The organism is Verrucomicrobium sp. BvORR106 (assembly GCF_000739655.1).
GTDB lineage: Bacteria > Verrucomicrobiota > Verrucomicrobiia > Verrucomicrobiales > Verrucomicrobiaceae > Verrucomicrobium.
Window position 1 is genome coordinate 19751 of sequence record NZ_BATR01000033.1, and the last position, 12817, is coordinate 32567.

The following is a 12817-nucleotide window of genomic DNA, read 5'->3' on the forward strand; positions in this document are numbered from 1 at the left end:
GCCAATGGCTCCAGCGCTGCCAGCCTCGCGAAGCGTCTTCGTAGTGCGTGTGGCTCGACACCGCTTTGGCACCTCTTGTGATGACCTAGAGCCCGGACACTGGAGCAGCGAGGATAAAGGAGGCGGGGGTTCCAGCCCCGCGGGTGAGCGGAGGGGTGGATCTGCCCGAAACCCCACGGCTACTTGCCGCTCAACACGTGCGCCACCTCAGTCGCCGTCCGACTGAGCGGGGCCGGAGACCCCGCCTCCTTTGCCGGCTGGCGGAGGTATGAGGATGGAGAGGGGGTCTCGTCGGCAGGCAAAAGCGGGAGACAGCCGTGCTTCAAAAGATCACTCCTCAGATTCAGGAATCCATATCGGATCTACGCGCAACACCGCGATCTGGAGCAGGTCCTTGCCCGCGCTTTCCGGAAGGTGCAGGGGCACCCATTCACCAACGATTTGAGGAACGCCACTCTGCATGACCAGCGGCGTAGCAACTTTCGCACGATGATACTGCTCCTGATTCGCGGACGGCCCTTCAGGCACCAATGTTGGTGGAGCGTAGTCGTATTCCAGTGCGAGGTTGCATTCGATAATCCGCCCGTCGGCATTGGCGATGCTGTCTGCTTGAACCACCAGCCCTACATGGCAGTACTGAATCTCGAATGATGGTGCAGGCTCCTGAATCTCTTTTACGGTATCCTCCTCAGCCTCCTTGTCGCTTGGTTTTCCAGGAGGGGCAATCAGCATGTGCTCGGTGGCGTTGAAGACAGAAATCCGCTTCTCCGATTGAGTTTCCGTGCGCACCAGCTCCAGCAGCTTCACCTGTTCGGGGTGTGCTGAGGCCAGCTTCAGGATCTCCTGCCATTTGGAAGCCGGGTCCGCTGTGTTCGTCATTTCCTTTGACCACTGGCGCAGTGTAGGGCCATCGCCGTGGAGGATGTGCACGGTGTGCCGGAGCACGGGACGGCCTCGGAATCTCGGCAAGTCCGCCAGAGCCTGGATGGCATCCAAATTCTCTGGAGTATTCACGACTTGAAGGGTGCGGGATGCACTGTGAAAGACACACTCGGATCCCTCTGGTAAGGGGATTTCTGCTTTCTTGATCAGATCTTCGGGGTGCTCAGCCAGAAACGCGGCGGGTACCTTGATGGACCGGGATTCCATTCCTGGTGGCAGGGGATTGGCGGCGGACTTTTCGACAGAAACCGCCGCGGTTTTAACTGCCCGGCTCTTGAGCCGTTCCGCGTGCTGGGCAAGTATCTCTTTCAATCGAGGAGTTTCAGGTGCGAGCACAGGTAGAAGATTTGCCTCTACCATGAGGAGGTGAATTGAGTCCTGGTTCGCGGGCCGCCCTTCATACTGGGGAGTCCACGCTGCCACAATTCGAGGGGTGCCGGGGACCAGTTGGGTTGTGCATTCCAAATGACTGTTGTGCTGGTCCGCCAGTGGCACCTCGATCGTCTTGTCACCGGAGCCCGCCAGCTTTTCTCGACGCCGGGTGGGTAGTGTGTTGGCCTGCTTCAGAACAAAGGACACCTCCATCTGCTCCGGAATCGTGCCCTCGCTTGCCTCCAGCTCAAGATCGAATCCGGAGAGATATTCTTCTGTGATGTGTTGCTGTAATCTTGTGGCGTTCCACTGGCCCGAAAGCGTTTCCTGAGTCCCCGCTCCGCTCTTTGCCGTTACCCGTTGACCAGCCCGGGTCTCCAGTTGAAATTCATTCACGGCCCGAACTTTGCCTTCGGCCACCAACCCCTTCAGGCGGTTGGACACGGCCCTGTGGTCTGAAGAGGTGTAGGTTTCCTCAAGGATCGGCAGCAACGCATTCTGTCTTCCCTCCAGCACGGTGGCATGAACGGAGATAGTTTCAGGTGCACTCGTTAGAGAACGTCTGGCCAGCTTTCTGATCTGCGGCATGACGCTGCTTTGAGTATGGATAGCGAGCGATGAGGTGCTGGCGTCCCAAAGAAACAACGTGCCCGGAGGAAGTGTGACACCTAATTCCTCAAGGGCTGCAGCATTCCATTGGGTGCATTTCTTGATGGATTCCTCCCATTTTTCCGAGGAATCCGTCGTTACAGGCAGCCGCGGCGGAGAGGGAGGCGGGATATACTCCGGGGCAAATGGGTCTGCAGCTGGACCGGAAACTTGCTCGCCGGGTGGGCGAAACTGCCCTCGCACCGTTTCTGTTACCCAGGGGTCTTCAACCGGCGGCTTGGCACCTGATGCCTCCAAGGCGGAGATCAACAACAGGAAGCTGGCGCTAGACTTGATGAAGGCGGACAGTCTCATGGTGCTTCGGGGTAGGGCTCTAAACCCAGGAGGTTCAAGGTAAGAAATGCAGCTTGCAAAACGTCCCTTCCCTCATGTTCAGGGCTGCCCGTAGGTTTCCAGGTCGCCAGCCAGCGGGTGGTGCCATGCGCCATAAAAGTGGACAATTCGATCCTTGCCGCGTGATGTTGCAGGTGCGGCACCGGAAGGACTGGGACGGCAGCTTCCTGAACGGTTGTCGACGGGGCATAGTGATAGGTGAACGCGACGTTGACCTCCGAAGTGTCCCCGGCAGGGCCCATGACGGGATCGACCTTCCAACGCAGGCCGGTCGGGAGCGACGTGTACTCCAAGGTGCGTCCATCCTCACTTGCGGTAGAGGCGTCCTTCCCGGGCTTCTCCTGGGTGAGAGGTGCAGATGGACCTTGTTTCTCAGAGGGCTTTGAAGCGCCAGATTTGAGTGATGTCACGCTTTGCCTGATCATGCCTGCCTCGAAGCTCGCCCGCTGTCCGCTCCTCGTTTCCAGCCGGGCGGATTCGAGCCACTTCACCGAAGGTAGTGCGGCCATCTTCTTCCAGATGGTGGAATGATCCGCGCTCTGACCGGCTTCCCTGGCGAACTCTCTCATCACGGAGGCTTCGCCCTCGACAATCGTGAGGTCGAAATTGAGAGTTATGAAATAGCGGCAACTGTGCCCACTTACAAAGGCCTCGACCATATCCAGGTTGGGCTGGCGGTTGGCGACAATCAAGAACGAGGTGCTTGGGTGATAAAAGGCAAAGGAGCCAGGTGGGAATTGGATGCCTTGTGCCGTCAGAATGCGTTGTGCAGCAAAAGCGTCGGGATGCTGAGCGGCTTTCGCCTCAGCCGATCTGTTGCTGGAGCTGGCAAAGGGATCCACTCCTTGAGCGTCAAGTTGCAGGAAACTTTTCGGTACCCGGTGGATGGCCAGTTTGATGTCGTCCGGCATGCGATAAGATCCGGTGGGCGCGCCGGGTGGCGGCGGACTAGCGTGCTCGCTCAGCAGCTGGGACAGGGCGTCGTTGAGGCGGGAATGCCCCGGCATCTTCTCACTGTTTAAGAAAGCGCATTGACATCTTCCTGGACGCTCTGGCGCGCCCTCCCAGACGCCTATCAATCTTGGATGCCCTGGAACGATCGAGATGGAAGTGTTAGTTGATGCAACTCGGGTGTCCATCATCGGTAAGCCGAAGCCGGGGGATGAGTCGGCGAAGGACACCCGTTCCATGCGTCGCTTAGGAGCGTTGATGTGCCATGAAAGGGCATAGTTGACGTCCATAAAGCTTCCGTCTGGAGCAAGGACGGGTTCAACATCCATCTGCAGTCCGATTACTTCATCCTTGGGCACGATTCTCGCCTCGTTATTCGCATTCAGAATTGCTGATGACGGGACGGTGATCTCCGTCCCTGACGTGGCCGTGACGCGCTGCCCCGACCGTGTCGGCAAGCGCAACTGCCCGAGAATGTTTGCCTCCTTCTTCTCCACAAGGGTCTCCAGCTTCGCCCAAGCGGCGTCGTGAAAAGGGGTGGCTGCGGTCTCTCGCAAGATCTCGCGCACGAAGCTCACTTCTGCCTCCACCACATGCACATTGAAGACGGGTTGCCAGGGGTGCTGCTGCTTTAAGTGGCCTGCCAACGCGTTCAACATCTCCATTTTTTGAGAGGTGGTGCGGATGGCCAGAGTCTCGGAGGCCGGATCATAGAGCATGACCGTGCCCTCTGGGAACGGCCCGAGGTATTTCGTCAGCGATCGTGTGATGGTGGCAGTAGATGCTCTGACTGAACGAGCCCAATCTTCTTTCGTTGCGCTGTCTTTTGGCAGCGCTGCGATAGGCAGGGGCGGAGCTTTTCCATCGGTTCCTTCTTCCACAAGATCCCTGCTCAGCCAGGTAAAAGATTTAGTGACCCATCCCGCAGGCTCTTCACCGTGAGCTGTTGAGAGGAGCCCCGCAGCAATGAGGCAGAGCAGGGCACCGGGGAGTCTGGGGGAGGACGTCCTTTTCATCGGGATCGTTGGGGGGAAATGAGAACCTCGATTTAGCGCAGAGGAACGTGGATTACGCAAGGTGGAAGAGTGACCCGCTACTGGTGACTGTATCTGCTCCAGCGCTGCCAGCATCGCGAAGCGTCTTCGGAGTGCGTGTGGCTCGACACCGCTTTGGCACCCCTTGTGTTGACCTAGAACCCGGACACTGGAGCAGCGTGGATAAAGGAGGCGGGGGGTCCAGCCCCGCGGGTGAGCGGAGGGATGGATCTGCCCAAAACCCAGCAGCTACTTGCCACTCAAAACGTGTGCCACCTCAGTCGCCGTTCGACTGAGCGGGGTCGGAGACCCCGCCTCCTTTACCGGCTGGCGAAGGAGTAGGGAGGGAGAGGTTGTCCTGTCGGCAGGCGAAAGCGGCGTCGAGTCGCCAGCACTCCAAGACGCTGCTGCGAGCTTTGAGAGGGCCGACTGAAATTGACTTCGGAATGTGGGCTTGGAGACTCGCTCCTGCTCTGCGCCCATCTGGGAACGTACAGCCTTCCACATCAGCCGAGCACCCTCACCACTCCCTCCGTCGCGAAGCGTCTTGGAGTACGGTGGCTCGACACCGTTTTCTAACCGTGGCAAAGCGCGAAGGACGACAACGCACGAGCGAAGCCCACGCCACGCGCACACCAAACAACCGAACCAAGGTTCAAGGCGCAACCCACCCGCCACCAGCCGGCGAAAGCATCGTCGAGCCGCTGGCGCTCCAAGACACTGGCGTGAGTCTGGGAGTGCCAAGTGGAAAGTGGATCAAAAAATGGATGATCTTCAAAGGCTCTGGTGGTTCCCGGTCATCATCCCATTCTCACTTCTTCAAACTCGCCACCCAGTCCTCATACACCCGCAACCGCTGACCGCAGCTGGCGCTGCGTGTGAAGACCGTGAATCGATCCCAGGCAAGAGGATCCGCTGCGATGGCCTGGGCCAGAGGGCGGCGTTTTTCTGGATCGTGCAACTTTTCAAAGCACTGCGCGAGAGCCAGCGCAGCATCGAGGTGCAGTTCCTTGTGGTTCTCATCCCCCAAGGCGGCGCAGAGCAGGCGCAGGGCCTCGGGATAGTCTCCAGCATCCACCGCCACCCCGGCTCTAAACAGACTCACGTCTGCCAGATAACGGCCCTCTGGATAGGCCTTGGTGTAGGCATCGAGAGCGGCATTGGCTCGCCTCGCATCGAAGGGTTTCTCTCTCTGCACCACCAGCCGGACATAGGTGCCTACAAATGGGGCCTCAGGCCAGGTACGGTTGCTAACATGGGTCCAGCCCCGGTGCTGCCGCGTGATGGCGCGCGCCAGTTGGAATTGAGCCGCTTCGCGTTTCAGGGATTGGGGATAGGCATGCAGGTAGCTCTGCCACCGAGTCTCCTGTAAACTCCACTGATCTGGCATCCCCCGATCTTCCTCCATCGCGGCAGCGGCGGCACGATACGCGCTTAGGTCATCCAATCCGTCTGTGTCATGGGCGACGGCAGGTGACCCGGATGCAGGGGCGGGAGTTTGCTCCGATGCCCGTGCAACACTGGAATGAAGGAAATGACGTTTCACTGCCTCTGCTTCCGGTGCGGGCTGGTTCAATACCAAATCGGCGGCATCAAGGGCGTTGATCGACGTGGTCCAGTCCAGAGCATCGGCAAGAGGAATCAACGCCTGACGGATCGCCTTGGATTCGGTTCTCGCGGCCTCAAGCCCCTGGCTGTCGAACACGCTGCCGAGCTTCTGGAGGCGTCCACGCAAGACATCGAACTGGCGTCGGCGTTCGGACTCCCGTTGCCAGAGTTGCTGGTTCCATTCTCGCCGCGGCTTCGTCGTGGCATCGGGTACCAGGATTTCCCGGATCTCGTAGTCCTCGCCGGCGGGATAGCCGTTGCCCGGCATCCATCCGTGCAATTCTGGTGGGGCAGCAAAGTTCCACCAGGCGGCGAGCTGGCCAGCCTCAGGGGAGTCGGGGCATTCCTTGAGTAGGCGGTCATACAGTTGACGGGAAAGTCCTCCCCAGTCGCCTTCAAAAGCCCGTGCTTGCGCGTAGGGCGATACTTCCGCCATGCGACGCAGACACTCCAGTGCCTTGTGCAAGGCCCGGGCGGCCAGGGCAGAGCCAGGGGCCAGATCGGCAGCTTTCAGGCAATGTTGAAAGGTATGGCGCAGCTCATCGCGAGCTTCCAACGCTCGGTCCACTGTCTCCAACCGATAGCCGAGAGCGAGAGCGTTGGTCCGAAGGCGCAGTTCCATCTGGCGATGATCGCTTGCCATATAATCGCCAGGACTTGAATAGACGGCTGACAGGGTGAGCTGCCCCCGGACGGCCTGCCAGACGGAGGCGATGCTCCAGTGCCACAGGGCTTTCTGAGCGGGTGTCAGAGCAGTCTTGCTAGGTTCATGTAATAACATTAACGCGCGCGCCAGTCCTGCATGCAGGTCTTTGCGGGCGTAAAAATGCATGAGCGAAGGCTGACCCCATTCCCAATAGCTCAGGGCGTCCTCCAGATGGTTTCGCTCCGCTTCCTCGTCAGGGTCTGGGCCTGCCGGAGGGGTGCCCAGCACCCGGCGCAGTGAGCGCCAGTCCTCCACTGCCAGCAGTCGGGCTACGACCAACTGATGCAACCGGGGACTCGTCGCCGCGGGCAATTGGAGTGACCGCAGCGCGACCTCCAACTGGGGCAAAGGACAGAACTGCTCCAGCACTCCTAGATACTGGCTTAACTCCTGATGGGAGTTCAGGGGCGAGGGACTTGCTGCGCCCACAGGGCGGGGCTCCCGCTGCACAATCTCAACGGCGGCGATGGCCGAGTTTAAGATAACTATCGCTTCTCCGTCCTTGCCGAGACGATGCAGGCTTTGGGCCTGTCGCAGAGCCAAACCGTCGGTCAGCCGGCTCTTGGGGAAGCGTTCCCTCATTGCCTGGAACGCTTCAGCGGCCCTCGCATCATCTCCGAGGCGCTGTAGGGTGACTGCACGGCAGTATTGCAGATCGTCACTGCTGACCAGTGCTTCAGGCTGACGCTCACAGATCCGCAGGGCCTGGGCATGCTGGCCCCCCTCCGTGGCGGCCCATGCCATGAGGGCGACGAACCTGGGGTGCCATGATGCCGCCTTGAATGCGCCCTCGTGATCAAGGGCCGTGGCCGCCAGTCGTTGCAGCATCGCAGCGTGGCGCGACCGACCTAGCATGGTCTTAATCCGGTCCAGCTTTTCCTGGTTCAGGTAATCTTCATCCCAATATCTTGCTTCGTATCCAAAGTCAGCCGGGCCATCCAGGAAAAAGCCCATCACCCGAAGGGTTGCCTCTGGACGGACAGCGAGCAGATTCAAGACGTCCTGCATGTTGTTGGAGTTGTCCTTGGTCCGGTCGGTAGCGAGCAGCTCTTTGAGGCAGCGTTCGATCTCCCTTCCGGCGGAGCTTCTTACTTCCGGTTGATCTGCGTGATCAAGCTGCGTCACATAGGCACCCAGTGCTTCCCAATGCCGACCAGCGAGAGAGTGGATGGCCCCCCGCCACCCCGCTACCTCGGCGAGATAGCGGCCCGCAGCATATTCCTTGGAGTATTCATCCAGAGCATGCTCTGCCGATTCGAGTGCCTGGAACAGGTCCTGACTCTCCTCAGGGCGATCCTTCTCCGCCTCGAGTTGTTTCCTGGAGATACGCCGGGCCTCCTCAATCTTGATACGGGCCACCATATAGAGCGCAGTCTCCCGGCGGGGATGTCCAGCGTGATTCTGCACTACCTTGTCGAACCATCCCGCCGCTTCCTCCAGAGCACCGCGACGGAAGGCGGCTCCTCCTCGCGCCACCATCCAGTGGGGAGCCAGCGCAGGCGATGCCTGGGCGATGGCGCGTTCCCCTTCTTCAATCCCTGCTTTGATGGCGGCTTGTTCCTGCGCCAGCCTGGCTACTTCGTCTGCCTTTTCCTTGGGCGACATCCACCAGCCGTCCTCCACCTTGCGATGTTCTGCGGCGATGCTGGGTGGGAGACCGCGTTTTTCCTTTTCGTATTGATACACTCTCCAGTCCACGTAGGCCTTCGCTTCCGCGTTGAAGTCACCTTCCCAGGCAGATCGTAAATCCCGCAGGTCCCATAGCAGGTTGGCCATGCGGGACTCATAGACTCCCGTCATGCGATTGGCCGCGATGGCGCTATCTATAATCTGGATTCGATCCTCACGCTTTGCAGAGAGCAAGCGTCCCACGAGCCACCCTACCGGCTCCTTCTCAGGTACCACGCTAGCCTTCTGTGAATCGGCAAAGAGATCCAGCATGGTTTTCACTGGATGTCGTTCAGGAAACGCCGAGAGCATCGGAGCGGCGGCATAATACATCGGCCCACAGGAGTTGACCTCACTCGGGGTGGTCAGACACGTGCCTGCGGCAAGCAGGGCTACAGAGAGGGAGCGGCGGGTTGCCATACAGAGGAGAGCTGAGGGATGCGCCAGCGCAAGACCGCCGACGGTTTGAGATACTGAAAATAACCAGAACTGAGGCTGCTGCCGCTGCGCAGGTGGGGAAGCCGGAGTGTCACTTGCCCTGTCTGCTTCTCATTGGCGGTGTCGCGCCCGGAAAATTCCCCGGCTGCCAATTCAACGAACGCTGCCGGTGCCAGATCCAACTCGAGTGTCCACCCGGCATCCGTACTGGAAGGTGAGGCGAAGCGGGGTGGTAGATCAATGCCTCCTTCATGAATCAGCACGAACCGGGAATCCTTTTGCAGCAGACGAAAGTCTTCGATCTTGGGAAGCAGGTCTTTCTCCTCCTCCTGATCGAGACTCAGCGCCCCCAGCACGGTGGGGACACTCCATCCGCTGGGGGAATCCGCCTGAGGCAGTTTGAAAAGGATCACACCCTCCGCACCTGCGGCGCACGCCGCCTGGCTGGCGGCTCGCAGCAACTCTGCATCCGGCCATCGCACCAGCAGTCCTCCTCCCTCGACAACTGGAGTTCTCCCCACGGTGGTGGCTGATCGGGCGCGCAGTTCCGTCATGCCTTGTGAGGTAGGCTGTCGCACTTCCCATGCGGGATCATAGATCAACGTCTCCCAGCGCCAGGTGTCCACATGGCCCAGGGCTTTGTCCTGCGCGTCCAGCACCGTCACCCGGGTGAAGTTGGGCAACCCGGCCCGCCAGGGTGTGGGGCAGCCCGCCCAGAGGGGGATCTGATCCCGCACCGTGGCCTCTGAGAGCAGCGGTGCCCGCCGTTCTGCGTTCGCGTCAGACTCCAGATCGTAGAACATGGGCAGGACTTCATCGGCCTGGGCGCACCATTCCTTGAACCCTGCCACCCGGGGCCAGCCTGCCAGGGCCGTGACGCTGAGCCGCACCGGGGCGATGTGCTGGCGTACTTTTTTCAAGGCCTCCGCGTAGCGAGGCAGCAGGCGGTCCGGGCAGTCATAGTCCAGCTGCAAGGTCTCACAGCGGAGACGCCCGCAGAGCCTGGCCAGCAGCTCGGCCAGCGCTTCATCGGCCGTGGGTTCTGACATCGTGGTGGCGGCATGATGGAGTCGGACCACCGGCGTGATCGTCAGCCCTTCCACCGGCGACGGGAGGTACAGCTTGTCTGCCCCCGTCCATTGGGTGCCCTTGCGTGCCAGAGTGCCCAGGTTCCATTGCAGCTCCCGTACCCCGTGCTTCCGCAGCCCCGCAGCCTCTTCCGCGTTTAGCGGTATAGGGCGATTCCAGACCCACCAGGCAGGAGGCGGGGGCGTCTGCCCAGCATCCACCGGCCCGGCACCGGTGCACACGAGGGCACTAGCGAGGGTTAACCAGACGACAATCGTCCCGGAAAAAATGGACCGGATGCTCCCCATGACGCGGGCAAGACCAATGAGTCAGTGGAGTTCATTGAACATCCGCCGCGAAGAATGTTGAATGGGTTTGGAAAAATATTTTCCACCGCGAAGGCGGCCGCCGTTCGGGGTGGTTCAAGGGCATCACTTCACTCGAAACTACGGCCGGGGTTGCCCTGCTCCAATTGCTTCCTGGCCTCGACCGCCCACTCCTCGCGGCTCAGTTTCTTTTTCTGGGTTTTTGCCGCAGCGCCGTCCTCATCGTCATCTTCCTCTTCATCATCGGCCTGACGTTGCAGCTCCAGGGCGCAGTGTCTGACGTAGAGGTAGCCCGCTGTGGGGCTCGCGTTTTCTTCGGCAAAGAAAGACCACGTCATCGACCCCACCATGCCATAGTTGGTCTCGATTTCCTTGGCCGCACCTTCTTCATCGCTCTCGGCGCGATGCGTGTATTTGATCAGCCACAGGGGCACCTTTTTCTTCAGGGGGGGCCAGAAGAGTTCTGCCTTGTCATGGATGTCCAGGCTGAGTGGTGGTGCCCCGAGTTCATTGGGGTGCTGCAGCCATTCGGACATCGTGGCCTTTGCGGCGAAGTCAGGTTCCTTGGCGGCAGCCGGGACGTCGGCAGCATGATGAAGCTCTTCAAGATAGCGCCGGGCTGTGCTGGATCGGTTGACGTCCAGGCAGGCCTTCTTTAGCACTTCCAGTCCTGTGGCGCCCTCGTGCTTCAGATCCGACCAGGCAGCTTCCATGCGCACTTCCTCGCTCGGGTGAGCCAGCGCTACGGGCAGCAGCCGCGCGCGGAAAGGCGGCGAGAGAAAGGCCAGGCCGACGGCGGCGCTGTGGGCATAGCTGGAGGTTTCGGGGTCACGACTTTCAAACCAGGCCTGGAGCCGGGCCACGCCTGCCTCGGAGTCATACGGGTGGCGGTCTTTCCACTTTTCCTTCAGCCGGGCCTGGTTCGCGGAGTCAAGCAGCGACACGCCAGCGAATCCTGGGGGCAGGGCCCCTTTGAGTTCCTTCACCAGCAGGGTCATCTGCTTTGGCTCCGTGGAGAATGTGCGGAACAGCGAAGCCCAGGCGTAGTCCTCCGGACCCACCCCCTGGCGGGCGGCCAGGACGAGGAGCGGCCGGGTGTCGTCAGTCTCGCCATTCTCCATCAGGTACTGCAGCACTTGAAGGAACTGGGCGTCCTCACCCGGTTGATCGCTGGCAGCGACGGTGAAGGAGGCAGGTTCTGCGATCCTTTTTTTGGCCCATTTCTGCACGGCAGGCAGCACATCCTCGACGATCAAATCATAAGTTTCGGAGTCCGTCACGCTGTCACAGACCTCAGTGAGGGCCGTCATCTGCGCCGTGATGGCGGGACCCGGCGCTGCGTCGCGCAGTTTGTCCACGGTCCGCTTCAGCAGGTTGACATCGCTCGTGGTGCGAGGCTCCGCATCCTCCTCGTCCAGGCCTTCCAGCGCTTTGGTGAGGTCACCGCCATCGGTGAGCCAGGCCGTCAGCACCCTGCCCAGAGTGTGGGGGAATACTTCGTCGTACGTCTTGCGCAGCTCGGCATCGGTGAAGGTCAGGTTGCAGGTTTCGCCTGTGTCAGCCAGGATCTTCCTGGCGAGCAGACCCGTGACCGGTCGCAGAAGGTCAAAGTGGGTGCCAGGCAGGGTGTAGGCTTGAAACGGCACCTCCGTGGTGACGGCGCGGTCCGCCATTTTTTTGGCGCTTTCTATGAAGGTGGGGTTGTCTTCCCCCTCGAAGTAGAACGTGGGGCGCTTGATAAACCGGGTGTACCGGATGGGGCTGCGCAGCAGGCTTTCGCGTTCCTTCAGCGAGTTATAAGGTGTGTTGCCGAACCCTTCGCCAGCATACAGCACCTCCCGTCCATCCGACATGCCACCAAATGAAAAGGCGGCGCGGAACTGGTCTGAGGCGGTGCTGGCCAGGAGCGTGAGCGTGCCGCCCGTGCTATGCCCGCCGATGTACACCCGGTTGGGGTCCACATAGGGCAGGGTCTTCACATGTTTCACTGCTGCCAGGAGGTCGTTCACCTCGCCGTAGAACAGCTCGAACCTTCCGGGATTATCGTTCTCACCCCGCCAGGACGGCGTCATGAGCACGATGCCCGCCTCGCGGAAGGCGCGGGCTGACTGGTCATCGTACTTGGAGGCCTCCTCCCAGAAGTAGCTGCCGATGCCGCCGAAGCCTCCATGCGCCCACACGATGGCCGGGTGCTTCTTCCCATCCTTGGGATCCGGGGTCACATACGCCACCAGTGAGCCCACCTCGGAAGGGTAGTGGACTTTCTCGAACACTCCCTTGGGCGGCTCTTCGGCGGGTCCGGATGCCTCATACGATGACTTCTTCCAGATCGTACGATGTCCCGCCCGGTCCTCGAAGAGCGGTTTTTCCGCACGGTGGGAAGCGGTGACATTCTTGTTCACCCTCTGTAGCACCATGAAGCCCACTGTGAAGAGGAGACCAAATCCGCCGAGGATCCCGGCCCCCAGCAACCAGGGCCACAGCGGGCGCTGGCGCTTCAACGCAGGCTTGCTGGCTCCGTCTGGCAAGGCGCGAAAAGGCGCGGGTGCGGGCGAGGCCACCGGCTGGCGCAAAGGGATCTCCGCCGGACGAGGAAGGGGGTGGCTTCGGAGAAGGGGCCAAGCTGCTGTCCGTGCTTGTGGACGAGGTAGTTCATCTAGGGGGGCGGGTTTTGGCGCGGGTGAGGGGTGCCGGGCACCTCC

The 12817-nt window shown here is 60.6% G+C and carries 5 protein-coding genes; all 5 read right to left on the reverse strand.

Annotated features, from left to right (window positions below):
* Positions 1 to 330: 330 nt before the first annotated feature.
* Positions 331 to 2235 carry a hypothetical protein gene (locus BV106_RS05710; RefSeq protein ID WP_265595370.1) on the reverse strand — a complete coding sequence of 635 codons (1905 nt, stop codon included), beginning with the start codon at positions 2233 to 2235 and terminating at the stop codon, positions 331 to 333.
* Positions 2236 to 2273: 38 nt separating this feature from the next.
* A complete protein-coding gene (locus BV106_RS05715) occupies positions 2274 to 3986 on the reverse strand; it encodes a hypothetical protein (RefSeq protein ID WP_265595371.1) in 1713 nt (570 codons plus the stop codon).
* 1126 nt (positions 3987 to 5112) lie between these two features.
* Entirely contained in the window at positions 5113 to 8703 is a 3591-nt protein-coding gene (locus BV106_RS05720) for a hypothetical protein (protein WP_038161826.1), read from the reverse strand.
* Complete coding sequence (locus BV106_RS05725; protein WP_265595372.1) at positions 8676 to 10031, reverse strand: DUF3142 domain-containing protein; 1356 nt, start codon at positions 10029 to 10031, stop codon at positions 8676 to 8678. Before BV106_RS05725 ends, BV106_RS05720 begins: the two co-directional genes overlap by 28 nt.
* 194 nt (positions 10032 to 10225) lie before the next feature.
* The gene (locus BV106_RS35090; protein ID WP_265595373.1) at positions 10226 to 12643 is read right to left on the reverse strand and encodes an alpha/beta fold hydrolase; all 2418 of its coding nucleotides are present in this window, start codon (positions 12641 to 12643) and stop codon (positions 10226 to 10228) included.
* Between the last annotated feature and the right edge of the window lie 174 nt (positions 12644 to 12817).

What these genes read in the sequence shown, in the direction of transcription:
- BV106_RS05715 (WP_265595371.1), bottom strand. Translation starts at nt 3,986, where the DNA reads ATGCTCTATGATCCGGCCTCCGAGACTCTGGCCATCCGCACCACCTCT.
- BV106_RS05720 (WP_038161826.1), bottom strand. Translation starts at nt 8,703, where the DNA reads ATGGCAACCCGCCGCTCCCTCTCTGTAGCCCTGCTTGCCGCAGGCACG.